The organism is Microbacterium sp. EYE_78 (genome assembly GCF_023149035.1).
In the GTDB taxonomy this organism is placed as follows: Bacteria; Actinomycetota; Actinomycetes; order Actinomycetales; family Microbacteriaceae; genus Microbacterium.
Window position 1 is genome coordinate 630,930 of sequence record NZ_JAHXMY010000002.1, and the last position, 25,415, is coordinate 656,344.

17 protein-coding genes and 1 tRNA gene are annotated in these 25,415 nt (G+C 71.1%); 11 read left to right on the top strand and 7 right to left on the bottom strand.

Translation table 11 applies throughout. The annotated features are described in order from the left end of the window. Window positions 1–30 precede the first annotated feature (30 nt). Complete coding sequence (locus KZX17_RS10090) at window positions 31–1,839, top strand: ABC-F family ATP-binding cassette domain-containing protein (protein ID WP_248172789.1); 1,809 nt, start codon at window positions 31–33, stop codon at window positions 1,837–1,839. Here the strand turns inward: KZX17_RS10090 and KZX17_RS10095 are convergent, their stop codons facing one another. Beyond that, window positions 1,840–2,754: a pseudouridine synthase gene (locus KZX17_RS10095; RefSeq protein ID WP_248174792.1), complete on the bottom strand. Its 915-nt coding sequence runs from the start codon at window positions 2,752–2,754 to the stop codon at window positions 1,840–1,842. It lies immediately after the preceding gene. A gap of 13 nt (window positions 2,755–2,767) precedes the next feature. Next, window positions 2,768–3,265 (bottom strand): MarR family winged helix-turn-helix transcriptional regulator, encoded by a 498-nt coding sequence (locus KZX17_RS10100; RefSeq protein ID WP_248172791.1) that lies wholly within the window; start codon window positions 3,263–3,265, stop codon window positions 2,768–2,770. A 134-nt stretch (window positions 3,266–3,399) separates the two neighbouring features. Here KZX17_RS10100 and KZX17_RS15085 point away from each other — a divergent pair, with 134 nt between their 5' ends. From KZX17_RS15085 to KZX17_RS10140, 7 genes are all read left to right on the top strand, one after another. Continuing rightward, entirely contained in the window at window positions 3,400–7,002 is a 3,603-nt protein-coding gene (locus KZX17_RS15085; protein WP_282443643.1) for a glycosyl hydrolase 53 family protein, read from the top strand. 82 nt (window positions 7,003–7,084) lie between these two features. Further along, window positions 7,085–7,156, top strand: a tRNA-Gln gene (locus KZX17_RS10115). A 1-nt stretch (window position 7,157) separates the two neighbouring features. Then, entirely contained in the window at window positions 7,158–8,630 is a 1,473-nt protein-coding gene (gene glmU, locus KZX17_RS10120) for a bifunctional UDP-N-acetylglucosamine diphosphorylase/glucosamine-1-phosphate N-acetyltransferase GlmU (protein ID WP_248172793.1), read from the top strand. Beyond that, window positions 8,605–9,639 carry a ribose-phosphate diphosphokinase gene (locus tag KZX17_RS10125; protein ID WP_248172806.1) on the top strand — a complete coding sequence of 345 codons (1,035 nt, stop codon included), beginning with the start codon at window positions 8,605–8,607 and terminating at the stop codon, window positions 9,637–9,639. The genes glmU and KZX17_RS10125 overlap by 26 nt, the downstream gene beginning before the upstream one ends. A 126-nt stretch (window positions 9,640–9,765) precedes the next feature. Further along, a complete protein-coding gene (locus KZX17_RS10130) occupies window positions 9,766–10,227 on the top strand; it encodes an FMN-binding protein (RefSeq protein WP_248172809.1) in 462 nt (153 codons plus the stop codon). After that, window positions 10,224–11,099 carry an FAD:protein FMN transferase gene (locus KZX17_RS10135; protein ID WP_248172812.1) on the top strand — a complete coding sequence of 292 codons (876 nt, stop codon included), beginning with the start codon at window positions 10,224–10,226 and terminating at the stop codon, window positions 11,097–11,099. Before KZX17_RS10130 ends, KZX17_RS10135 begins: the two co-directional genes overlap by 4 nt. Continuing rightward, window positions 11,096–12,649 carry a flavodoxin reductase gene (locus tag KZX17_RS10140; protein WP_248172815.1) on the top strand — a complete coding sequence of 518 codons (1,554 nt, stop codon included), beginning with the start codon at window positions 11,096–11,098 and terminating at the stop codon, window positions 12,647–12,649. The genes KZX17_RS10135 and KZX17_RS10140 overlap by 4 nt, the downstream gene beginning before the upstream one ends. On the opposite strand, the gene KZX17_RS10145 is transcribed toward KZX17_RS10140, so the two are convergent. The 4 genes from KZX17_RS10145 to gndA are packed head-to-tail and all read right to left on the bottom strand — an operon-like array spanning window position 12,643 to window position 17,054. Next, the gene (locus tag KZX17_RS10145; protein WP_248172818.1) at window positions 12,643–14,175 is read right to left on the bottom strand and encodes an ATP-binding protein; all 1,533 of its coding nucleotides are present in this window, start codon (window positions 14,173–14,175) and stop codon (window positions 12,643–12,645) included. The genes KZX17_RS10140 and KZX17_RS10145 overlap by 7 nt on opposite strands. Beyond that, a complete protein-coding gene (locus KZX17_RS10150) occupies window positions 14,172–14,897 on the bottom strand; it encodes a response regulator transcription factor (RefSeq protein WP_248172819.1) in 726 nt (241 codons plus the stop codon). The genes KZX17_RS10145 and KZX17_RS10150 overlap by 4 nt, the downstream gene beginning before the upstream one ends. Before the next feature lie 55 nt (window positions 14,898–14,952). After that, on the bottom strand, window positions 14,953–15,450 hold the full coding sequence (locus KZX17_RS10155) for a VanZ family protein (RefSeq protein WP_248172821.1): 498 nt from the start codon (window positions 15,448–15,450) through the stop codon (window positions 14,953–14,955). Between the two features lie 14 nt (window positions 15,451–15,464). Then, a complete protein-coding gene (gene gndA / locus KZX17_RS10160) occupies window positions 15,465–17,054 on the bottom strand; it encodes an NADP-dependent phosphogluconate dehydrogenase (RefSeq protein WP_248172824.1) in 1,590 nt (529 codons plus the stop codon). Window positions 17,055–17,561: 507 nt separating this feature from the next. On the opposite strand from gndA, the gene KZX17_RS10165 reads away from it, so the two are divergent. From KZX17_RS10165 to mfd, 3 genes are all read left to right on the top strand, one after another. Continuing rightward, window positions 17,562–18,206 carry a 50S ribosomal protein L25/general stress protein Ctc gene (locus KZX17_RS10165; protein WP_248172827.1) on the top strand — a complete coding sequence of 215 codons (645 nt, stop codon included), beginning with the start codon at window positions 17,562–17,564 and terminating at the stop codon, window positions 18,204–18,206. Window positions 18,207–18,272: 66 nt separating this feature from the next. Next, window positions 18,273–18,857, top strand: coding sequence for an aminoacyl-tRNA hydrolase (pth, locus tag KZX17_RS10170; RefSeq protein WP_248172831.1), 585 nt, complete (start codon window positions 18,273–18,275; stop codon window positions 18,855–18,857). Between the two features lie 206 nt (window positions 18,858–19,063). Next, complete coding sequence (gene mfd, locus KZX17_RS10175) at window positions 19,064–22,654, top strand: transcription-repair coupling factor (protein WP_248172834.1); 3,591 nt, start codon at window positions 19,064–19,066, stop codon at window positions 22,652–22,654. 61 nt (window positions 22,655–22,715) lie between these two features. On the opposite strand, the gene KZX17_RS10180 is transcribed toward mfd, so the two are convergent. Further along, entirely contained in the window at window positions 22,716–25,388 is a 2,673-nt protein-coding gene (locus KZX17_RS10180; RefSeq protein WP_248172836.1) for a phosphoenolpyruvate carboxylase, read from the bottom strand. Window positions 25,389–25,415 lie beyond the last annotated feature (27 nt).

Genomic DNA, 25,415 nt, shown 5'->3' on the forward strand with positions numbered 1-25,415 from the left:
GCCCATCCGGCCCCGCGTAGCCTGGAGGCGATGGCACATCTTCTCGGGGCCGAGGCCCTGCACCTGGAATACCCGACCAAGGTCGTCTTCGACGGCGTCTCGCTCGGCGTCGACGAAGGCGACCGCATCGGCATCGTCGGCCGGAACGGCGACGGGAAGTCGAGTCTCATGGCGATGCTCGCGGGCAGTCGCGAACCCGACTCCGGCCGGGTGACCGTCCGCGGCGGCGTGACGATCGGGGTGCTCGAACAGAGCGACGTCCTCCCCGACGACCTCACCGTGGGGCGCGCCGTCGTCGGCGACGGGCCCGAACACGAATGGGCGGGCGACGCGAGGGTTCGCGACGTCATCGCGGGCCTGCTGTCCGACCTCGACTGGGATGCCGCCATCGGTACGCTCTCGGGCGGTCAGCGTCGCCGTGTCGCCCTGGCGCAACTGCTGACGGGGGACTGGGACGTGCTCGCGCTGGACGAGCCCACGAACCACCTCGACGTCGAGGGCATCGCCTGGCTGGCGCAGCACCTGAAACGTCGCTGGTCGGCCTCCTCCGGCGCCCTCATGGTCGTGACCCACGACCGGTGGTTCCTCGACGAGGTCTGCACGAAGACGTGGGAGGTGCACGACCGCATCGTCGAACCGTTCGACGGCGGCTATGCCGCGTACATCCTGCAGCGCGTCGAGCGCGACCGCCAGGCGGCGTCGATCGAGGCGCGGCGCCAGAATCTCGCACGCAAGGAACTCGCCTGGCTCCGCCGCGGTGCCCCCGCCCGCACGAGCAAGCCGAAGTTCCGCATCGACGCGGCCAACGAGCTCATCGCCGACGTCCCCGAGATCCGCGATCGGGTGTCCCTCCAATCCCTCGCCGTCGCTCGCCTGGGCAAGGACGTCGTCGATCTGCTCGACACGGGCGTCGCGTACGACGGCCGTGACATCCTGCGCGGGGTCGAGTGGCGCATCGCGCCGGGGGAGCGCACCGGCATCCTGGGCGTCAACGGCGCAGGCAAGTCGACCCTGCTCGGTCTCATCTCCGGTGCCGTGCAGCCCACGAGCGGGCGCGTGAAGCACGGCAAGACCGTGAAGGTCGCGACGCTCACGCAGCGGATGGACGAACTCGACCCGCACCTCGGGGAGCCGGTCCGGGTTGTCATCTCCGGCCTTCGGACGACCTACACCTTCGGGGCGGGATCGAAGGCACAGGAACTCACGCCCGGGCAGCTGCTCGAGCGCATGGGCTTCGCCTCGGCGCAGCTCTCCACCCCCGTGAAAGACCTCTCCGGCGGCCAGAAGCGGCGCTTGCAGCTGCTGCTGATCCTCCTCGACCAGCCGAACGTGCTCATCCTCGACGAACCGACGAACGACCTCGACACCGACATGCTCGCGGCCATCGAGGACCTCCTCGACTCCTGGGCCGGCACCCTCATCGTCGTGTCCCACGACCGCTACTTCATGGAGCGCGTGACCGACCAGCAGTACGCCGTCATGGGCGGCGGGCTCCGTCACCTCCCGGGCGGCATCGAAGAGTATCTGCGCCTGCGGGCCGGCCATCCGCAGGCGACGGGTGCGACGCCCGCCGGCGTCCCGAAGATGGATGCCGCGGCACCGACGGCATCCGCCCTCTCAGGTGCAGACCGTCGCACCGCCGAGAAGGAGGTCACGAGCCTCGAGCGCAGGATCGCCAAACTCTCCGACCAGATCACGAAGGCGCGGACGGCACTCGCCGATCACGACCAGGGCGACTACGTCGGTCTCGGCGAGAAGATGCAGCAGATCACCGCGATGGAGACCGAGGTCGCCGACGCGGAGGAGCGGTGGTTCGAACTCAGCGAGCAGCTGGGCTGATCAGACGCGACCCGCTTCGCGCAGCGTGAGGCCGGTCGTGAACTCGCGCGCTTCGCCGGTCAGCGGATCGACGAAGCGCAGTTGGCGGGCCAGCAGCTGCAACGGGTGCTCGGGGTCGTCGGGCGCCTCGTCGAGCAGGTCGGGGTAGAACCGGTCGCCCAGGATGCCGAGACCGATCCCGGCGAGGTGGGAACGCAGCTGGTGCATCCGGCCCGTCCGCGGATGCAGGCGGAGGTGGGCGGTGGTCTCGCCGATGCGGATCGCCTCGACGAGCGTCTCGGCGTTCGGCTCCCGGTCGTCGTGCACGACCGCCCGGAGGCTCCCGCGAGTGCTCGTGAGGTGGGAACGGACGACGAGGGGGAGTGTCGGCATCCCACTCGCCGGGACCGTCGTCACCGCTTCGTAGACCTTCTCGACGGCGCGGTCGGCGAACAGGGTCTGGTACGCGCCGCGGGTCGCCGGGCGGACGGAGAACATCACGAGACCGGCGGTCGCCCGGTCGAGTCTGTGGATCGGCGTCAGATCCGGGTTGTCGAACCGCCGGCGCAGCCGCACGAGGGCGGAGTTCATCAGGAAGCCGCCGCCCGGGGTCGTCGGCAGGAAATGCGGCTTGTCCACCACGAGGAGGTCGCCGTCGATGTGGCGCACCACGACGTCGGCCGGGATGTCCGGCTCGTCGGGCGGCTCCCGGTAGTACCAGATGAAGTCCTCGGCGCCCAGCGGCGTCTCCCGCGTGAGCTGCGAGCCGTCGAACGCGACGACCTCGCCGCGGTCGAACCGGCTGAGCAGCACGTCCGGATCGATGTGGTCGAACCGGCTCGTCACGTACGCCGCGATGGTCTGCCACGGGCCCGTCCGCGGCACACGCAGTCGCGTGGGGCCGACGCCGTCGCGGACAGGGAGCGGAGCGCGCATCGCCACGGCGGACTCAGACGTCGAAGCCGAGGCTGAGCTTGCGCAGCAGGCCGGCCAAACGCTCCCGGTCGGCCCGCGAGAGCTGCGAGAGCAGCTCCGCCTCCGCATCGACGAGTCGCGTGATCGCGGCATCCACCCGGTTGCGACCGGACTCGGTCATCGTCACCAGCACGCCCCGGCCGTCGCCGGGATCGGCGGCGCGGACGACGAGGCGGCGCTCGACCAGACGGTCGATGCGGTTGGTCATCGTCCCGCTCGAGACGAGCGTCTGCTGCAGGAGCTGCTTGGGGCTGAGCGTGTAGGGCTCGCCGGCGCGCCGGAGCGCGGACAGGACGTCCCATTCCCACGGCTCGAGGTCGCTGCGGTGGAAGGCCTCGCGACGCGCCCGATCGAGGTGGCGCGAGAGGCGGTCCACGCGAGAGAGCACCTCGAGGGGGGAGAAGTCCAGATCGGGCCGCTGGGCCACCCACGCCTCCACGATGCGATCGACCTCATCGTGTTCCGGAGCCATTCCCTCATCATCGCAGAGCGCCGTCGCATCGCGACTCGAGGGTGGTGCAGATGCCGCGCCGGTTGCTACTGTGACCGGTAACAGGTTCGGGTGTCGACGGACGACCCCGCCGGATCGAAGAGGATCGAAACGCGATGCGAGCATCGAGAACGCAGCGGCTGACGGCCGCCTCCACCGCCACCGCGCTGACGCTGGGCATGCTCGGCGCTCTCGCCGCAGGCCCGGCCGCGGCGGCGGACGGACCGGTGGAGGCCGGGATCGTCGTGGACAAGGTCGACGGCATGCCCACCGACTTCATCAACGGCGTCGACGTCTCGTCGGCGCTGGCGCTCGAGGACTCCGGCGTGATCTTCCGCGACGATCAGGGCCGTCCTGCGGACCTGTTCGAGGTCCTCGCTGACCACGATGTGACCGACGTCCGCGTCCGGGTGTGGAACGACCCCTTCGACGCGGACGGCAACGGCTACGGCGGCGGTGATGTCGATGTCGACCGCGCCGTCGAGATCGGAGAGCGCGCGACGGCGGCAGGGCTCGGCCTGCTCGTCGACTTCCACTACTCCGACTTCTGGGCCGACCCCGCCAAGCAGCAGTCGCCGAAGGCGTGGACGTCGCTGACGGTCGACGAGAAGGCGACCGAGACCCGCCAATACACCGCCGCGGCGCTCGAGCAGTTCGAAGCCGCCGGCGTCGACGTCCGCATGGTGCAGGTGGGCAACGAGACGAACAACGGCGTCGCGGGCGTGACGGGCTGGCCTGGGATGGCGAAGATCTTCTCCGCCGGATCGGCGGCCGTCCGCGAGGTCTACCCCGACGCGCTGGTCGCCGTGCACTTCACGAACCCCGAGAGCGCGGGGCGGTACGCCGGCTACGCCGCCGAACTCGACGCCCGCGGGGTCGACTACGACGTCTTCGCCTCGTCCTACTACCCGTACTGGCACGGCAGCACAGCGAATCTGACCTCGGTCCTCCGCCAGGTGGCCGACACGTATGACAAGAAGGTCATGGTCGCCGAGACCTCGTGGGCGCACACGCTCGGGGACGCGGACGGCCACGGCAACGTCATCGACCTGGCCTCGGAGGCCACGCAGTACCCGATCTCGGTGCAGGGACAGGCCACCGCGGTCCGCGACGTCATCGAGGCGGTCGTGGACGTCGGCGACGCCGGCATCGGCGTCTTCTACTGGGAGCCGGCCTGGCTGCCCGTCGGTCCGCCCGACCAGCTCGCACAGAACTCGGTGCTGTGGGAACGTGACGGCTCGGGCTGGGCGTCGAGCTTCGCCGGCGAGTACGACCCGGAGGATGCGGGCGAGTACTACGGCGGCTCCGCGTGGGACAACCAGGCGCTGTTCGCCGCCGACGGCACGCCCCTCGAGTCGCTGCGCGTCTTCTCCTACGCACGCACCGGAGCGGTCGCACCGCTCGCGGTCGTCGACGTCGAGGACCCGACCGTGACGCTCACCGACGGCGACGCGATCGACCTCCCGGCGACGGTGACCGTCACCTACAACGACCGCTCCACGGCCGAGGAGGCCGTCACGTGGTCGGATGACGCCGAGTGGATCGGCGGTCCCGGGACGTACCGGGTCACCGGCGAGACGACCTCCGGCGAGCGCACCACGGCGACCGTCGTCATCCGGCCGGTGAATGCGCTCCGCAACCCCGGCTTCGAGGACGCGGACCTGTCGATGTGGACCCGCACCGGGTCGGCGCTCACCCTGCGGGCCACCGACGACCCGCGGTCCGGGTCGCGGTCCGCGCACTTCTACTCCGGGTCCGCGTACACGTTCCAGCTCACCCAGACCGTCACCGGACTGCCGGCGGGTCGGTACACCGCCTCGGGCTCGCTCCAGGGTGACGGCGAGGGTGCGGACGGCTCGGTCCGGATCGCGGTCTCGGCGGGGTCGTCGAACGCATCGGCGCCCTTCGCGCTCGACGGCTGGCGCAACTGGTCGGCCCCCGCGACCGACCCGATCACCGTGGCCGCAGGGGGATCGGCGACGGTCACCGTCACCGCGACCCTCCCCGCCGGCGCGTGGGGGTCGCTCGACGATCTCGTCCTCACGCGGGCGTCCGAGGTGGTCGACACCGCGGACCTGAAGGCACTCGTGGCCCGTGCGGAGGGCATCGACCGCAAGGTCGCGACCGCGGCATCCCTCGCTCCGCTCGATGACGCCGCCCGCGTCGCAGGCCTCGTCCTCGCGTCATCCGCGCCGACGGCCGACCGGGTCGATCGGGCGGAGACGCTCCTCCTGACTGCGCTCGAGGGCCTCGTGCTGAGTGGACCAGAGCCGGCGCCGGTGGTGGTGCCCGTCGCGGTCACGGTCGAAGAAGGCGCCGCCGTCACGCTGCCCGCACGCGCCTCGGTCCGGACCTGGAACGGTGCGGTCGTCGAACGCGAGGCGACGTGGTCCGATGCGGCATCGTGGATCTCGGGTCCCGGCACCTACACGGTCAGCGGCCGCGTCGGCGGCATCGCGACCACCGCGAAGGTCACCGTCACGGCGGCGACGTGGGTGCGAAACGGCGGGTTCGAATCGTCGGACGTCTCGATGTGGGACGTCCGGGGCACCGGCGCGACGATCGGCGGCTCCTCGGATGCCGCGGCCGGCTCGCGTGCCGTGGCGTTCTGGTCGGGCTCCCCGTACACCTTCGCGGTGACGCAGCGCATCACCGGTGTCACCCCGGGCACGTATGCCGTCTCGGCCGTCGGACAGGGCGACGGCGAGGGCAGCGGCTCCGTCCGGGTGACGGCGGCGACGGCATCCGGCGCGCAGAGCGCACCGATCGCACTCGAGGGGTGGCAGCAGTTCCGCACCGGCACGACGCCGGTGGTCACCGTCGGGGCGGACGGCGTCCTCACCGTCGGGGTCTCGGCGGATCTCCCCGCTGAGGCGTGGGGCACCGTGGACTCGATCCGCGTCGTCCGCGCCGGCGAGAAGACCGACACCGCGGCGCTCCGGGCCGACGTCACTGCGCTCGCCGCCCTCGACGGCGCGGCGTACACGACGTGGTCCTTCGCCCGCGTGTCCGCAGCGCTTGAGAAGGCGCGCATCGTGCTCGGCGCGGACTGGCCGACCGCGGCGCAGGTGGCGGCGGCGCGGACCCTCGTCGTCGATGCGAAGGCCGCCCTGGTGCGGACCGGCGCCGACGCCGCGGTCGCCGCGCCCGGCACGGGTGTGCTGTCGAACGACAACGGCTGGGACACGGGTCTGAAGGACGGCGCCTACACGGTGACCGTCAACCTCTGGTGGGGTGAGAACGCGTCCTCGGTGCGGCTCTACGAGAACGGCCGCCTGGTTGAGGTCGTGCCCGTCGAATACCGCGGCCAGCGCGCGCAGTCGGTGGCCGTGCCGGTCTCGGGCCGCAAGGACGGCACGTACCGGTACACCGCTGTGCTCGCGAACACGAAGGGCGAGACGACGACTGCCGCGATGGATGTGGTGGTGGATGCCGCGAAGCCCGGCGTCCCCGTCCTCAGCCACGACAACCACGACGGCGACGGCACCTACACGGTGACGGCGAACCTGTGGTGGGGCACGAACGCGACCTCCTACCGTGTGCGGCAGGATGGCGCGGTCGTCGCCGAGGGAGCGCTCGTCGCGCAGACCCCGAAGGCGCAGAAGGTGACGTACCGGGCATCCGGGATGCCGCGCGGCGGCCACGTCTACGTCGTCGAGTTCGTGAACGACGCCGGCGTCACGGCCGGCAAGCCGGTCACGGTGACCGTCCTGCGCTGACCTCTCCGCGCACCCGACGCGCCCGGCAGGGCTGTCCCTTCGTGGCAGACTTGTCGGGCGCGCGGCCGGAGGGCCGGCGCGGTCCGCCGTGGTGTAATGGCAGCACGACAGCCTTTGGAGCTGTGAGGTCTAGGTTCGAGTCCTGGCGGCGGAGCATGACCGAGAACGCGCTCGACCCCCGCCTCGCCGTCGTCATCCTGGCGGCGGGCCAGGGCACCCGGATGAAGTCCCAGGTCCCGAAGGTGCTCCATCGCATCGGCGGGCGCCCGCTCGTCGGTCACGTCCTCGACGTCGCCCGCGACCTGGCGCCCTCCCACGTCGTCGTGGTGGTCCGCCACGAGCGCGACCAGGTGGCGGACGCCGTGCTCGGCATCTCTCCCGAGGTCGTCGTGGTCGATCAGGACGAGATCCCCGGCACCGGCCGCGCGGTCGAGGTGGCGCTCGATGCGCTGCCGGACTTCGACGGCGACGTGCTGGTCCTCAGCGGCGACGTCCCGCTCCTCGACGCCGACACGCTCGCCGCCTTCGTCGCCGAGCACCGCGCGGCATCCGCAGGTGCGACCCTCATGACGGCGGTGCTCGGCGACCCCGCCGGATACGGCCGCGTCATCCGCGAGAGCGACGGCTCCGTCGCCCGGATCGTCGAGCAGAAGGATGCCTCGGCGGAGGAAGCGGCCGTCGCCGAGGTGAACGCCGGCATCTACGTGTTCGCGGCGGCATCCCTGCGCACCCACCTTCCCGCCATCGGCACGGCCAACGCGCAGGCGGAGAAGTACCTCACCGACATCGTCGCACTCGTGCGTCAGGCGGGCGGGCGGGTGGCGGCATCCGTCGCCGCCGACGTCTCCGTCACCTCCGGCGTGAACGACCGGGTGCAGCTGTCGGAGGTCGGCCGGCTCCTCAACGCCCGGACGGTGCGCCGCTGGCAGCTCGCGGGCGCGACCATCCTCGACCCCGCCACCACATGGATCGACGTGACCGCGACGCTCGCGCCCGATGTGACGGTGCTCCCGAACACGCACATCCTCCGGGCGACGGTGGTCGGCGAGGGCGCCACGGTCGGCCCCGACACGAGCCTGGTGGACTGCGAGGTCGGCGAGGGGGCGACCGTCACCCGCACCGATGCGACTCTCGCCGTCATCGGCGCCGGCGCGACCGTCGGCCCGTTCGCGTACCTGCGCCCCGGCACCCAGCTCGGCGAGCGCGGCAAGATCGGCACCTTCGTCGAGACGAAGAACTCGACCATCGGCGCCGGAAGCAAGGTGCCGCACCTGTCCTACATCGGCGACACGACGATCGGGCGGCGGGTCAACCTCGGTGCCGGTGCGATCACGGCGAACTACGACGACGTCGCCAAGCACCGCACCGAGATCGGCGACGAGGTGCACTCCGGCTCGCACAACGTGTTCGTCGCGCCGGTTAGGATCGGTGATGGCGCGAAGACAGGCGCCGGTGCCGTGATCCGCAAGGATGTGCCGCCCGGTGCCCTCGCCCTCAGCGTCGCCCCCCAGCGCAACGTCGAGGGGTGGGTCGAGAACAACCGACCGGGAACCGGCGCGGCGGAAGCCGCCGCACGGGCCCGGTCCGCACAGGAAGCGGGCGATGGGTCGCAAGAAGAACACGGTTGATCTGGACACCGAGCGCGGGATCGCGCCGGGTCTGGTCGCGAAGACCAAGAAGCGTCTCGTCGTCGCTTCGGGCCGTTCCCACGAGGCGCTCTCGGCAGAGGTGGCCTCCGCGCTCGGGACGCAGTTGGTCCCCACTGAGCACCGCACCTTCGCCTCGGGGGAGATCCTCACCCGGTTCGAGGTCTCGATCCGCGGGTGCGACTTCTTCCTCGTGCAGAGCTTCGGGCCGCCGGTCAACGAGTGGCTGATGGAGACCCTCATCATGCTGGATGCCGCCAAGCGCGCGTCCGCGAAGCGGATCACCGTCGTGGCGCCCTACTTCCCGTATTCGCGGCAGGACAAGAAGGGCCGGGGCCGCGAGCCCATCAGTGCCCGCCTCGTCGCCGACCTGTTCAAGACGGCCGGCGCCGACCGGGTCATGAGCGTCGACCTGCACGCCGCGCAGATCCAGGGCTTCTTCGACGGGCCTGTGGACCACCTCTTCGCGAAGCCGGTGCTCCTCGAGCACTTCGAGCGCACCCTTTCGCCCGAGGACCGTGCGAAACTCACCGTCGTCTCTCCGGACACCGGCCGCGTCCGCGTCGCCGACACCTGGTCCGACAGTCTCGACGCGCCGCTGGCGATCATCCACAAGCGTCGCGACCCCAATGTCGCGAACCAGGTGACGGTCAACGAGATCGTCGGCCACGTCGAGGGGCGTGTCTGCCTCCTCGTCGACGACATGATCGACACCGGCGGCACCATCGTGAAGGCCGCGCAGGCGCTGAAGGCGAACGGCGCCGAGCGGGTCATCGTCGCGGCGACCCACGCGATCTTCAGCGACCCGGCCGCCACGCGGCTGCAGGACCCGTCCATCGATGAGGTCGTCGTGACCGACACCGTCCCCTTGCCGGCCGAGAAGCGGTTCGACGGGCTCACGATCCTCCCGATCGCGCCGCTGCTGGCTCGCGCGATCAAGGAGGTCTTCGAGGACGGCTCCGTCACGAGCATGTTCGACGGCGCCGCCTGACCCGTCGGTGGCAGTCGGCGCGGGTTCCGTGCAAACGCATAGGAATCCGAGTGGGGTCGCATGGGATGGTCCGGCTGACTTGAGATGACCGACCCCGCCGGGGGCACGACAGAAGGAGGACCTCCCATGATCCGCACCACCGCCGTACCCCGAACCGTCCGCGTCGGCGCCGCCGCGGCATCCGTCGCCGGACTCGCACTCCTCGCCGGATGCGCCGGACAGACGACGACCAGCCCGTCGGACGAGCCGGCAGGCTCCGGCTCGACCTCGCAGGACGCGTCGGCCGGCGGGGGATACACCGACGGCACCTACACCGCGGACGGGTCGTACCAGACCCCCGAGTCGGTCGAGACCATCAGCGTCACCATCACCCTGGAGTCCGACGTCGTGACGGACGTGGAGGTGACCGGCGACCCGCAGGCGCGGGAGAGCCAGCAGTACCAGGGCGAGTTCATCGGCGGCATCGCCGACGAGGTCGTCGGCAAGAACATCGACGACATCCAGGTCGACCGCGTCGGCGGATCCTCGCTCACGAGCGGCGGGTTCAACCAGGCCCTCGAGAAGATCCGCGACGAAGCCGCGTCATGACCTCGCTGTCGCCGATCGCCTCGACCTGGACGTTCGAGGCGATCGGCACCGTCTGGACGCTCGACACCGAGCGGCCGCTGGCGCCGGCCGAACGAGGTGCGGTCCGTCAGGTCATCGCGGAGTTCGACCGGGACTGGTCGCGATTCCGGCCGGACTCGACCGTCACCCGCCTGAGTCATGAGGGCGGCGAGGTCGACGCACCCCTCGACGCCAGCGCCATGCTCGACGCGTACGTCGCCCTCGACGACGCCACGGGCGGCGCCGTCAATCCGCTCGTCGGCGACAGTCTCGCGCGGCGGGGATACGACGCGCGGTACACACTGCTCGACCGCGGTGCGAGCGCCGCACCCGCGACCTGGCGCGACCTGCTGCGATGGTCGGACGACCGGCTCCGCCTCGAGGCGGCCGCGACGATCGACGTCGGCGCACTCGGGAAGGGGCGGCTCGTCGACCGTGTCGTGGACGAGCTCGACAGCGCCGGCGGTGCCTGGGTGGTCGTCGACGCCGGCGGCGACATCGCCGTCAGCGGCACGACCCAGCGCATCGCCCTCGAGCACCCCTTCGACCCGACGCGCGCGATCGGGGTCTGGACGGTGACGGATGCCGCGCTCTGCGCCTCGGCCGTGAATCGCCGGGCGTGGGGCGAGGGCCTGCACCACGTGCTCGACGCCCGCACGGGTGAGCCGGTGCGGGCGTACGCCGCCACGTGGGCCGTCGCGCCCGATGCGATGACGGCGGATGCGGTCGCGACCGCGCTGTTCTTCGACGGCGGGCCGCGGCTGGCAGCAGAATGGGGAGTCGCCTGGGTGCGCATGCGCACCGACGGCTCCGTCGAATGGTCCCCCCGATGCGATGCGGAGTTGTTCTCGTGATCTCCACCCTGAGCTCTTTCTGGAGCCGTCTGCTGGGCGTGCTCGGCAGGCTCTCGATGTACCGTCTGGTCCTGTTCGCGCTCGTCGCGCTCGCGGTCGTCGCCCTCGCGATCTCGTTCACGGGCGAGGTCTCGGCCGACCCGCTCGGCATCGTGGCGACGTTCGCCGTGCTCGCCGTTTCGATCCTGGTGGTGGATGCCGTCGCCCAGCGCATCGTGCGCCGGCCATGGCGCATCGAGTCGGCGCTCATCACCGCGCTCATCCTGGTGTTCGTGCTGCGGCCGACGGTCGAGCCGCTGCCGCTGCTCGGCATCGCCCTGGCCGGTGTGTTCGCATCGGCATCCAAATACCTCCTGGCCTGGCAGGGCCGCCACATCTTCAACCCGGCCGCGGTCGGCGCCTCGGCGCTGACGATCGTGAGCATCTGGGTGCCGGACCTGGGCTCGTCGTGGTGGTGGGTGGGCTCACCGCTGCTGGCGCTGCCGGTCCTCATCCTGGGGCTGCTCGTCCTGACCCGCACCGAGAAGGTCCGCGTCGTGGGCCTGTTCCTCCTCGTCGCCGTCGCCGTCGGCATCCTCCGGACCGCCGTGCAGGTCGGCGGCGCAGGGCTGCCGTTCGACCTGGGGATGACGCTCTCGAACGTCGTCCTGTCCTCGCCGTTCCTCTTCCTCGGTGCCTTCATGCTGTCGGAGCCCCTGACCCTCCCGCCGCGCCGCTGGCAGCAGTACCTGGTCGCGGCTCTCGTCGGCGTCCTGGCCGGCTGGCCGATCTCGCTCGGTGCGGTCACGCTCGGACAGGAGCGGGCGCTCCTGATCGGCAACCTCGTCGCGTTCCTGTTCGCGATGCGCACCGCGGTGCGGCTCACGATCGTCGACCGGGTGGCGCTCACCCCGACCGTCCGCGAACTGAGCTTCCGGGCGGAACGACCCGTCTCCTTCGCTCCGGGCCAGTACCTCGAGCTCGAGGTGCCGCACGCGCACCCCGATTCCCGCGGCACGCGGCGCGAGTTCAGCATCCTGTCCTCCCCGGCCGAGCTCCCGCTCGTGAAGATCGCGATGCGCGACGGGTCGCAGTCGAGCTACAAGAAGGCCCTTGCGACGGTCGAACCCGGTGACGAGCTGGCGATCACCGGGATCTGGGGCGACTTCGTCCTGCCCCGACGCACCTCGGAGCCGGTCCTCATGGTGGCGGCGGGCATCGGTGTCACACCGTTCGTCTCGCAACTGCGGCACCTGCGCCTGACGGGCGAGGCCCGCGACGTCGTGTTCGTCTACGTGGCCTCGACGAGCGACGAGCTCGCGTTCCGCGCGGACCTCGAGGACGCGGGCGTGCCGGTCGTCGTCGTCACGCGCGACGAACCCGCCGAGCTGCCGACGGGATGGACCTGGGCCGGGGGTGCGCGCCTGGACGCCGACGCGCTGGTCCGGCTGGTGCCCGACATCGCCGCACGGCACGCGTACGTCTCCGGGCCGCCCGCGCTGATCGCGTCGCTCACACCCGCCCTCGAGCGCGCGAAGTCGATCACGACCGACGCGTTCGCCGGTTACTGAGCGGCGCCCGCCTCGGCGGGGGAGTCGGGGCGGGCGGGCAGACGCACTTCGAACGTCGTGGAGCCGGGCTCCGAGGCGACGAGGATGCGACCGCCGTGCCCGTCGACGATGGCCTTCACGATCGAGAGCCCGAGTCCCGTGCCGCCTGTCTGCCGGGCACGGGACGAGTCGGCGCGGGTGAACCGCTCGAACAGCTCGTCGACGATGGACGGGTCGATGCCGGGACCGTCGTCGTGGATGCGCAGGACCGCGTCGCCGTCGTCGTTCGAGACGGCGGTCGTGACCCGGGTGCCCGCAGGCGTGTGCAGCCGTGCGTTGGCGAGCAGGTTCGCTGCCACCTGATGCAGCCGCCCGGCGTCTCCGGCGACGACGACGGGCTCGTCGCCGACGTCGAGGACCCAGTCGTGATCGGTGCCTGCGACGCGGGCGTCCGTGACCGCTTCGACGGCGAGCCTCGTCAGGTCGACGGCGCTGTAGACGAGCTCGGTGCCCTCGTCGAGGCGTGCGAGCAGCAGCAGGTCCTCGACGAGGGCCGTCATCCGCAGGGACTGCGCCTGGATGCGCTCGAGCGATTCCCGGGTCGTCTCCGCGACGACACCGCCCGTCGTGAGACCCGCTTGCTCCGCGTGACGGATGCCGCGCAGCGACAGCTCGGAGTAGCCGCGGATCGAGGCCAGCGGCGTCCGCAGCTCGTGGCTCGCGTCCGCGACGAAGGCGCGCATCCGCTCCTCGTTCCGCTGGCGCGCGGCGAGCGAGCTGTCGACGTGGTCGAGCAGGGTGTTCAGGGCCAGGCCCACGCGGCCGACCTCGGTGTGGTCGTCGATGTCGTCCTCGGGCACCCGCTCGGTGATCGAGACGTCGCCCTCGGCCAGGGGCTGCGCGGCCACCCGGGTCGCGGTGGCCGCGACCGATCGCAGCGGCGCGAGGGCGCTCCGGATGAGCAGCGCGATGAGGGCGGCGAGGATGAGGAGTCCGCCGGTGGTGAGCAGGGCGACGGTGGTGACGATGCGCGCGCTCACGCTCGTGACCTCGGAGGTGGGCATGCCGGTGACGAACGAGTAGCTGACGTTCGGGTACGCGACGGCGTGCACGCGATAGTCGCCGAGACCGTCGACGTGCGCGTCGGCCCAGGCGCCGGCATCCGCCTGCCCGGTCCGGATGTCGTCGACGTCGATGGACCGGACATCGCCGTCGTCGGCGACGTACGCCGCGGACTCGCCGGCGAAGTTCGCGACGTAGAGCAGTGTGCCGCGCTCCTGGTAGGTGGTGGACAGGATGTCCTCGGCCCGCTGATCGAGCCGCAGCTTCACGGCGATCGCGTCCTGCGCGCGGGTCACCTTCGCGTCCAGATTCTCGCGCAGCACCGATTCGAGCACCGTCCCGGTCCCGAGCCCCACCGTGATGAGGATCACCGACACGAACGAGATGACGGCGGTGATCAGGCGCGCCTGCAGGCTCCACCGATGGTGCCTGCGACGACGAGGTGGTCTGCCCGCCTCCGCCCCGGACTCGTCGGGGTCGGTCACTGCGCGGCTTTGATCATGTAGCCCACGCCTCGGATGGTGTGGATGAGCGGCTCCTTGCCCGCGTCGATCTTCTTGCGCAGGTAGGAGATGTACAGCTCGACGACACTCGATCGGCCACCGAAGTCGTAGTTCCACACGCGGTCGAGGATCTGCGCCTTGGAGAGGACGCGACGCTGGTTGCGCATGAGGTATCGCAGCAGCTCGAACTCGGTGGCGGTCAGTTCGATCTCGTCGTCGCCACGGAAGACCTCGTGCGAGTCCTCGTTCAGGCTGAGGTCGCCCACACGGAGGATGGGATCCGCCGTTCCCGCGGACGCGCCTGCGCGGCGCATGAGGCCCCGCAGCCGGGCCACGACCTCCTCGAGGCTGAACGGTTTGGTGACGTAGTCGTCGCCCCCGGCGGTGAGCCCTGCGACGCGGTCGCTCACGGCATCCTTCGCGGTGAGGAAGAGCACCGGCACGTCGTCACCGCCCTGCCGGAGCCGCTGCAGCACCGCCATGCCGTCGAGGTCCGGCATCATGATGTCGAGCACCATGGCGTCCGGTGCGAACTCGCGCGCCGCCGCCAGCGCGTCGAAGCCCGACGCCGCCGTCCGCACCTCCCAGCCCTCCATCCGCAGCGCCATCGAGAGCAGGTCCGTGAGCATCTGCTCATCGTCGACCACGAGGACGCGCAGGGGGGAGCCGTCGGGACGTTGCAGGGCGGGGGCAGGCATGGTCATGCCTCCATTGTCATGACGGACCTATGAGCCCGCTATGCCTGTGCTTCGCCGACGCTCAGGACGTCGCGCTCGGCCGGCGCGGATGAGGTGGCGAGAGCAGGAATGCGAGCAGCAGCATGAGCGACATGCCCACCACCGAGCCCAGCGTATTGGCCACGAGGTCGCGGACATCAGCGACCCGCGTGTCGATCAGCACGGCCTGCAGGGCCTCGATCGCGGCGCTCGCCAGCGCGCCGATGATGGGAGCAGCCCACCATCCCCGCACGCCGAACCACAGGACGGCGATCACGCCGAGCGGGACGAACATCGCCACGTTCGCGCCGAACTCGACGCGGTCGAACGTGATCCACGCCGTGGACTCACGCTCCGCGAACCACGCGAGGAGCCGGTCGAGCGCGGAACCGATGTCGGACCCGTACGGCGCGGCGCGCAGGGTGATCCAGGCCACGAGCCACGCGTAGATCCCAGTGAGGATCGCGAGGACGACGCGCGCCGCGGCGCGGTGGACCCGGAGCGCGGTGTCGCTGCGCCCGGCCGCGGGCCGGGCGCTCACGGCGTATTCGGTGCTCAGTGGGTGTCCTCGGCCTCGACCTCGGAGCGGTCGCCCGACCACACCGTGTGGAAGGTGCCGTCCTTGTCGATGCGCTTGTAGGTGTGGGCGCCGAAGAAGTCGCGCTGCCCCTGGATCAGGGCGGCGGGCAGCCGGTCGGCGCGCAGACCGTCGTAGTACGCCAGCGACGAGCTGAAGGCGGGGGCGGGGATGCCGGCGGACGCCGAGATCCGGACGACCTCGCGCCACGCGTCCTGTGTGCGGCCGAGCGCCTCGACGAAGTACGGGGCGGTGAGCAGGACCGGGAGGTCGGCTTCGGCGTCGTACGCATCGGCGATGCGGTTGAGGAACTGCGCGCGGATGATGCAGCCGCCGCGCCAGATCTTGCTTACGGCGCCCAGGTCGATGCTCCACTCGTACTGGGCGGCGCCGGCGCGGATCTCGTCGAAGCCCTGGCTGTACGCGACGATCTTCGAGGCGTAGAGCGCGAGCCGGACCTGCTCGACGAAGGCATCGGCGTCCTCGACCGAGAACGACTCGGGGGAGGGGCCGGGCAGCTCTCCCGCGACGTCGCGCTGCTCGCGGTGGCTCGACAGCGAGCGGGCGAAGGTCGCCTCGGCGATGCCGGAGACGGGGACGCCGAGGTCGAGGGCGGTCTGCACGGTCCAGGCGCCGGTGCCCTTCGCGCCGGCCTGGTCGACGATGACGTCCACGAGGGGCTTGCCGGTGGCGGCATCCGTCTGGCGGAGGACCTCGGCGGTGATCTCGATCAGGTATGACTCGAGCTCGCCGCGGTTCCACTCGGCGAAGATGTCGGCGATCTCGGCGGGCGACTTGCCCGTACCGCGGCGGATGAGGTCGTAGGCCTCGGCGATGAGCTGCATGTCCGCGTACTCGATGCCGTTGTGGACCATCTTCACGAAGTGTCCGGCGCCGTCGTGACCGACGTGGGTGACGCAGGGCTCGCCCTCGGCGACCGCGGCGATCGACTTCAGGATGGGGCCGAGGGTGACCCACGCCTCGTCGGGGCCGCCGGGCATGAGGGACGGCCCGTTCAATGCGCCCTCTTCGCCGCCGGAGACACCCATGCCGACGAAGTTGTATCCCGCCTCGGAGACAGCCTTCTCGCGGCGGATCGTGTCGGTGAAGAGGCTGTTGCCGCCGTCGATGATGATGTCGCCCGGCTCGAACACCCGCATCAGCTCGTCGATGACGGCATCCGTCGGCTTGCCGGCCTTGACCATGATGATCGCGGTGCGCGGCTTCTGCAGCGACGCTGCGAACTCCTCGTAGGTGAAGGCGGGGACGAACTCGGCCTCGGGGTGCGCCTCGATCAGCTCGTCGGTCTTCGAGCGGGAGCGGTTGAAGACCGCGACCGTGTTGCCCTCGCGCGAGGCGAGGTTGCGGGCGAGGTTCGAGCCCATGACGGCGAGGCCGACCACGCCGATGTTGGCGGGGCCTGACGCAGTCCCGGTGGACGCTGCCTCAGGAGCGGTGGGGCGGTCGACCTCTTCGGGCTGGGGAGCCCCCTCGTGCTGCTGCGTCGCCTCGTGCGGTGCCTGGTCCTGGTCCGTCGAGGGGCCGGTGGGAGAGGGGGTCGACGACATACGTGGCTCCAGGTCTGTGTGAAATGCGAGCGAGGGGTGGATGCCGGCCGAGCCGGCCCACCGCGCAGCCGGGGCCGCGCCAGAGCCAAGGGTATCGGCTCCGTCGGCGCGGGTCCGTCGTGTGACGGGAGCCCGCTCAATCCTTGTAGGTGCGCCCCATGGAGAAGAAGGCGCCGACGGTGCAGATCGCCGTCGCGGTGGTGAGTGCGCCGACGAACCAGAGCAGTGCGTGCGACATCCAGCCGTAATCCATGGGGTTCCTCCGTCTGTTCAGGGCGGGATTTCATCGTATCCGGCGCGCTGGTAGACTCGGGACGAACTTCGGCGAGGGATGCGTCTTGCGCGTCCGTGATCGACGCGGTGGAGCAGGCTTCGCGGCTTTCCTCACGCGCATGCGTTCGAGTCGAACCACAGACCACACGTTCTGGGCCGCACCGGCCCTGACTCAACACTGGGTCCCAACCGTTCCGATCCGTCGGGGCGGGAGGCCCGCAAGGAGAAACACTCATGTCGACTGAGACCGACACCAAGGTCGTCGCCGAGCTGCGCGAGCAGTTCGGCAAGGGCTTCGCCCGCCGTCTGCGCGCCGCCGGCAAGATCCCCGCCGTCATCTACGGCCACGGCACGGACCCCGTGCACGTCGCGCTTCCGGGACACCAGGTCTTCCTGCTCGTCCGTCGCGCCAACGCCGTCCTCGAGCTCGAGATCAACGGCAAGCAGCAGCTCACGCTGGTCAAGGACGTCCAGAAGGACCCCGTGCACCAGATCATCGAGCACATCGACCTCCTGGTCGTGAAGAAGGGCGAGAAGGTCCTCGTCGACGTCCCCGTCGTCGTGACCGGCGAGCCGTTCTCCGGCACCATCGCGACGCTCGAGAACACCACGGTGGCCCTCGAGGTCGAGGCGACCCACATCCCGCAGAACGTCGAGGTCTCGGTCGAGGGTCTCGAGGACGGCGCGCAGATCACGGCGGCCGACCTGACCCTGCCGCGCGGCGCGTCGCTGCAGGCCGACCCCGAGTCGATCGTCGTCGTCGTCGCGTTCCCGCCCGCTCCGGTCGAGGACGAGGAGACCGAGGGCGACGAGGAGACCGAGGACGGCGCAGGCGAGGCGGCGTCCGAGGACGCTCCCGCCGAGGACTCGAACGCGTAAGACATCTCCGAACGAAGCCCGTCGCCGGCCCCGCCGCGGCGGGCTTCGTCGTCGAAAGGACCGAGCATGGCCGACACCTGGCTCATCGTCGGGTTGGGGAATCCCGGACCCCGTTACGAGGCGACCCGTCACAACGTCGGACAGATGGTGATCGACGAGCTGGCACGGCGCCGGTCCGAAACACTGCGCTCGCACAAGGCGAACGCGCGCGTCGCGGAGACGTGGCTTCGACCCGGCGCCGCCCGCCTGGTGCTGGCGAAGCCGAACTCGTTCATGAACGTGTCGGGCGGCCCGGTCTCCGCCCTCGCGCAGTTCTACGGCGTGCCGGCGGGGCGGGTCGTCGTGGTGCACGACGAGCTCGACATCCCCTTCGACACCCTGAAGCTGAAGACGGGCGGCGGTCACGGCGGTCACAACGGCGTCAGGGACGTGGCGAAGGCGCTCGGAACGCCGGAGTTCCCCCGCGTGCGCGTCGGGGTCGGACGCCCGCCCGGACGTCAGGACCCGGCCGACTGGGTGCTGGACCCGTTCGGGGCGGCGGAGCGGAAGACCCTTCCGATCGCGATCGGCGAGGCCGCAGACGCGGTGGAGCAACTGATCGACGAGGGTCTGCTCGCCGCGCAGCAGCGGCATCACGCACCGCGCGCGTGATCCAGACACTGTCACCCTCACCGCCTCGCAGTCACCGGATTCGGAGATGTGCACCTGATTCGGATGAGAGCGCTCCGACAGCTCCGAATCCGACGACATCCTCCGAATCCGATGACGCGCGGCGGAGCAGAGCGCCGTCCCGGGCGACACGGCCGGCCATCGCCCGACGGCGGCCCGGCGTCCGCGGCCCCGCGTAGACTCTTCCGGTGACAATTCCCGGGATCGTGCGCGCCCTCGAGCAGGCTGACAGTTTCCGGGAGGCGCTGGACAGCGCAGCCTTGGATGCCGACTTCTCGGCGGTGACCGGGATCGACGCGCCACTGCTCGCCGGTCTCCTCGAACGGCGCGTTGCGCAGGGCCGCCCGCCCGTCCTGCTCCTGGTCGCGCCCACCGGTCGGCGAGCCGAGAGCATCGGCGCGGCGCTGCAGTGCCTGCTGCCGACCGCGATCGTGCGCCACCTGCCCGCCTGGGAGACCCTGCCGCACGAGCGGCTCAGCCCCAGCGCCGAGACGGTCGGCCGCCGCCTCAGCGTCCTCCGCGAGGCCGCCGAGTGGGACGGTCGCACGCCGCTGGTCATCACCGCGTCGGTCCGAGGCGCGCTGCAGCCGATCGCCGCCGGCCTCACCGACGCGGGCGTCGTCCAGCTCGACCTGGGCTCGCGCGGCCACGAACTCGACGACGTCGTCCATCGCCTCGTCGAGCTCGCCTACCATCGCGTCGACATGGTCTCGCGGCGCGGCGAGTTCGCGGTGCGCGGCGGCATCCTCGATGTCTTCCCCCCGGTCGCGGACCATCCCTATCGCGTGGACTTCTTCGGCGATGAGATCGATCAGATCAGGGCCTTCTCGGTCGCCGATCAGCGCTCCCTGCCCGGCGAGGTCCGCGGCGTGACCCTCCTCCCGAGCCGGGAACTCCTCCTGACGGACTCGGTGCGCGAACGGGCGGCTCAGCTGCGCGACCGGATGCCGGGTCTCGGCACCATGCTCGAGAAGATGAGCGAGGGCATCCCCGTCGAGGGCATGGAGTCGCTGCTGCCTGCCGTCGCCGACGCGGTCGTCCCCCTCGTGGACTATCTGCCCGAGGGCTCCGCGATCGCCGTGGTCGACCCCGAGCGCGCGGTGACGCGCGCGATGACCCTCGCCGACACCAACCGCGAGTTCCTCGAGGCGGCGTGGAGCGCCGCGACCGCGGGCGCCGACAGCCCGGTCCACCTGGGCTCCGGCGACTTCCTGACCCTGCCCGAGCTCCGCGCGGCGGCGAAGGCCCGCGGCGGCGTGTGGTGGTCCCTCAGTGCGTTCGACTCCGGCGCCGCGGACGCCGCGGCCGAAGGACTCGTCGACCGGTCGGATGCGGCGGTCCGGGTGTCTGCCACGGCGGTTCCGTCTTTCCACGGCAACGTCGAGGGAGCGACGGCGCACATCGCCGACCTCCTCGGCGAGGGTTGGCGGGTGGTCATCGCGGCATCCGGCTCCGGGCTCGTCGACCGCTCGCGCGACGTGCTCTCCGAACGGGGACTCGCCGCCCGCGCAGCGGACGCCGTCATCGGCATCCCCGACGCCGGGGTCGCCGTGTCGACGATCGCCACCCTGGAGGCCGGCTTCCAGATCGAGGAGGCCGGGCTCGCCGTCTTCACCGAGAGCGATTTCTACGGACGCACGATCGGCGGCGACAACCGCGTCGTGAAGAAGCTCGCCTCGCGCCGGCGCAACGTCGTCGATCCGCTGCAGCTGCAGCCCGGCGACCACGTCGTGCACTCCACGCACGGCATCGGCCGATTCGTCGAGCTCGTCCAGCGCGAGGTCTCCTCGGGCGGGCGCAACCCGGTGAAGAGCACGCGCGAGTACCTCGTCCTCGAGTACGCGCCGTCCAAGCGCGGGCACCCCGGCGACAAGCTGTTCGTCCCCACCGACCAGCTCGACCTGCTCTCGCGCTACGTCGGCGGCGAGGCGCCGCAGCTGTCGAAGATGGGCGGCTCGGACTGGGCTGCGGCCAAGGGCAAGGCGCGGAAGGCCGTCCGCGACATCGCGGTCGAGCTCGTGAAGCTGTACTCGGCGCGGATGGCGTCGAAGGGCTACGCGTTCGGACCCGACACACCCTGGCAGCGGGAGCTCGAGGAGGCGTTCCCGTTCGCGGAGACCCCCGACCAGCTCCAGACGATCGACGAGATCAAGGCCGACATGGAGAAGCCGATCCCGATGGACCGGCTCCTCTCGGGCGATGTCGGGTTCGGCAAGACCGAGGTCGCCGTGCGCGCCGCCTTCAAGGCGATCCAGGAGGGCAAGCAGGTGGCGATGCTGGTCCCCACGACCCTCCTGGTCAAGCAGCACCTCGAGACCTTCGCCGAGCGCTTCGCCGGGTTCCCCGTCAAGGTGCGGCCGCTCTCGCGCTTCCAGAGCGACAAGGAGGCTCGCGAGACGCTCGCCGGCATCACCGACGGATCCGTCGACATGGTCATCGGGACCCATCGCATCCTCACCGAGAAGGTCGCGTTCAAGGATCTCGGGCTCATGATCATCGACGAGGAGCAGCGGTTCGGCGTCGAGCACAAGGACGCCCTCAAGAAGCTCAAGACGAACGTCGACATCCTCGCGATGAGTGCCACCCCCATCCCGCGGACGCTCGAGATGGCGGTCACCGGCATCCGCGAGATGTCGACCCTCGCGACGCCGCCCGAGGAGCGGCATCCGATCCTCACCTACGTCGGACCGCGCAGCGACAAGCAGATCGCCGCGGCGATCCGACGCGAACTCCTGCGCGAGGGACAGGTGTTCTTCGTGCACAACCGCGTCTCCTCGATCCAGCGGGTGGCCGCGCAACTGGCCGAGCTCGTGCCCGAGGCGCGCATCGCCGTCGCCCACGGGCAGATGGGCGAGCACGCGCTCGAGCAGGTCGTCGACGACTTCTGGGAGCGCCGGGCGGACGTGCTCGTCTCGACCACGATCATCGAAACCGGTCTCGACATCGCCAACGCGAACACGATGATCATCGACCGCGCCGACAAGTACGGCCTCTCTCAGCTGCACCAGCTGCGCGGCCGCGTCGGTCGCGCCCGCGAGCGTGCGTACGCGTACTTCCTGTATGACGAGAACAAGCCGCTCAGCGAGACCGCCGCCGATCGTCTCGAGACGATCGCCGTCAACAACGACCTCGGCTCCGGCATGCAGGTGGCGCTCAAGGACCTCGAGATCCGCGGCGCGGGAAATCTCCTCGGGGCGGAACAGGCCGGCCACATCGCCGGCGTCGGATTCGACCTCTACCTGCGCATGATCGGCGAGGCGGTCGCGACCTTCCGCGGCGAGGACACCGAGGGTCCGACCGAGCTCAGGCTCGAGCTGCCCGTCCAGGCGCGGATCCCCGAGTCCTACATCGACAGCGAGCGGCTGCGCCTCGAGGCCTACCAGAAGCTCTCGGCCGCGGCGTCGGTCACCGCGGTCGACGACGCGATCGACCTGGTCCTCGAGGAGCTGACCGACCGCTACGGCGCCCCGCCCGCCGAGGTCAAGGGGCTCATCGCGATCGCCCGCCTCCGGCGCCGCGCTGCCCGGTCGGGTCTGTCCGACGTGGTCGCGATGGGGCCGAACCTGCGGATCGCCCCCGCGCACATCCCGGACTCCATCCGCGTCCGGCTCCAGCGTCTGCACCCGAAGGCGAAGATCGTGCAGAACGGCGACGCGATGGTCGTCCCGCTGCCGAGCGCCGCGGGACAGGCCCTCGCCGACGCAGACCTCATCGCGTGGACCGGGCAGTTGCTCGATCAGATCTTCCCGCTGCCCGCGAAGGAGGCTGCGGACGCCTGAACGAAGCGCCCCGCCTCCGACGACCGGGTGCGGGGCGCTCCGTGCGGACGGATGCCGGGTGTCAGCCGGTGTTCTGCAGTCCCGCAGCCACACCCGAGACCGACAGCAGCAGCAGACGCTGCAGGTCGGGGTCGACCTGACCGCCCGCCTGCGTCTCGCGGATGCCGCGGAGCGCCCGCAGCTGCAGCAGCGACAGGGCGTCGACGTACGGGCTCCGCATCTTGACCGCGCGGCCGAGTACCGGACGGTTCGCGAGCAGCTCCGTGCCGCCCGTGAGGCGGACCACCCAGTCGCGCGTGAGGGCCATCTCGTCGCGCACGAGCGCAGCGAGGTCGTCGCGGTCGCCGAGTTCGAGGTAGTGCCGGGCGATCCGATCGTCGGTCTTCGCGAGGCTCATCGCGACGTTGTCGATGAGGGTCCGGAACAGCGGCCACTCGTCGTAGGCGCGCCGCAGCGTCGCCTCGTCGCCGACGGCGTCGAGCGCGGTCCCCAACCCGAACCAGCCGGCCAGGTTGATGCGCGCCTGCGTCCAGGCGAAGACCCACGGGATCGCCCGGAGGTCCTCCAGCGACTCGACGGAGAGGCCGCGGCGCGCCGGACGCGACCCGAGGGCGAGCAGGCCGATCTCCTCCATCGGCGTCACCTGGGCGAACCACGGCGCGAACCCGGGAGCCTTCACGAGGGAGAAGAACCGCTCCCGCGACGCCGCGTCCATGACACCGGCGACCTCCGCGAACCGCTCGGCGGCCGAGCGGTTGCGCTCCTCGATCGACGGTGCGGACGCGAGCAGGGTCGCCGCGGCGACCTGGTCGATGTGCCGCATCGCGATCGCGGGGTCGCCGTACCGCGCGAAGATGACCTCGCCCTGCTCGGTGAGCTTGAACCGGCCGTCGACCGAATGCGGCGGCTGCGCCAGGATCGCCGAGTTCGCGGGTCCGCCGCCGCGCCCGAGCGCGCCTCCGCGGCCGTGGAAGAGGGTCAGCTCGATGCCCTGCCGCACGGCCCACGCCGAGATCTGGGCCTGCGCCTCGTAGAGCGCGAGGTTCGCGGCGACGGGGCCCACGTCCTTCGACGAGTCGGAGTAGCCGAGCATGACCTCCAGGCGGCGGCCGGTGGCATCCAGTCGGGACGCGAACGCCGGGTGGTCGACGATCTCGGCGAGGATGCCGGGGGCGGCCTGCAGGTCGGCGAAGGTCTCGAACAGCGGGATGACGTCGAGGACCGGCGGCGTGCCGTCGGGACCGACCGCGTGCCGGGCGAGCGCGTGGACGGCGGCGAGGTCGCCCGCGGACTGGGTGAACGAGACGATGTAGCGTCCGGCGGCGCGAGGGCCGTAGCGCTCCTGGAGGAAGGCGATCGTCCGGAACACCTCGAGGACTTCGTCGGCGAGCTCGGAACGGCCGCCGCCGGCCTCCAGCTCGGCGAGCACCTTGGCGTGCACGGCGGAGTGCTGTCGCACCTCGAGCTCGGCCAGGTGGAAGCCGAAGGTCTCCACCTGCCAGATGAGCTGCTGCAGGTGCCCGTAGGCCTGCCGGGGTGCGTGCGCGGCGACGAGCGAGTCCTGCAGGACCCGCAGGTCGGCGAGCAGGTGCTCGGGGTCCCGGTAGGCGAGGTCCGCGTTGCGGGTGCGGGTGGCCGCGATCTTCCGCGCCAGCAGCAGGACGATCCGGCGGTACGGCTCGTTGGGCGAGCGCTTGGCGATCTCCGCCGCCGCGTCCTCGTCGGCATCCTTCAAACGGTGCCAGAGCCCGAGCAGCTCACTGCTCGGCGGCGTCGACTCGGCGTCGAGGGTGAGCGTGCGGCCGACACGGTTCGCGGTGCGCTCCAGGCCGAGGAGGATGTGCTCGCTCGCGATGGCCGCGGCCTTGCGCGTGGTCTTGGCCGTGACGAACGGGTTGCCGTCGCGGTCGCCGCCGACCCAGGAGCCGATGCGCACGAACGGTCGCACGAGCGGCGGGCGAGCACCGGCATCCTCGCCCTGCAGCGCGTCGTCGATGCGGCGGTAGACGTGCGGGATCGAGGTGTAGAGCGTCTCGTCGAAGATCCCCATGACGGTGCGGACCTCGTCGGTGGGGGACGGCTTCTCGGGGCGCAGCGGCGCGGTGCGCCACAGGGTGTCGACCTCTTCGAGCATGCGGCGCTCGGCGCGCCTGCGATCGGCGCTCTCGGCGTCGGAGGCGTCGCGTTCACGCAGCAGGTCGGCGAGGCGACGGATGCTCGAGGACACCGCACGTCGACGGGCCTCGGTCGGGTGGGCCGTGAACACGGGGTGGAAGCGCAGACCCTGGAGGCGCGCGAGCGCGGAGTCATCGCCGATCTCGTCCGAGAGCTGCCGGTAGGCGGCCGTAAGGGAATCCCCGGCGTCGGAGGAACCGGCTCCACCGCTCCGCTCGCGCAGAATGCGCACCCGCTGATGCTCCTCGGCCAGGTTCACGAGGTGGAAGTAGCAGGTGAACGCCCGGGCCACCTCGTCCGCGCGCTCGAGCGTGAAGGCGTCGGCGATGGATGCGGCGCGGGCGAAGGCCTCGGCGGTCGGATCGGTGTAGGCCTGGATCGTCGCGACGCGCAGGCGCTCGACGTCCTCGAACAGGCCGGGGGAGCCGCTCTCGCGGAGGACGCGCCCGAGCAGGGCGCCGAGGGTGCGCACGTCGGCGCGCATCCGCTCGGGGATCTCCTGCTCAGCCTCGTACCGGCCGACGAGATCGATGGCTTCGGTGGGGGTCGGTTCGTGCACCGTTTCACGTTAGCGAGTCTGGCGGGG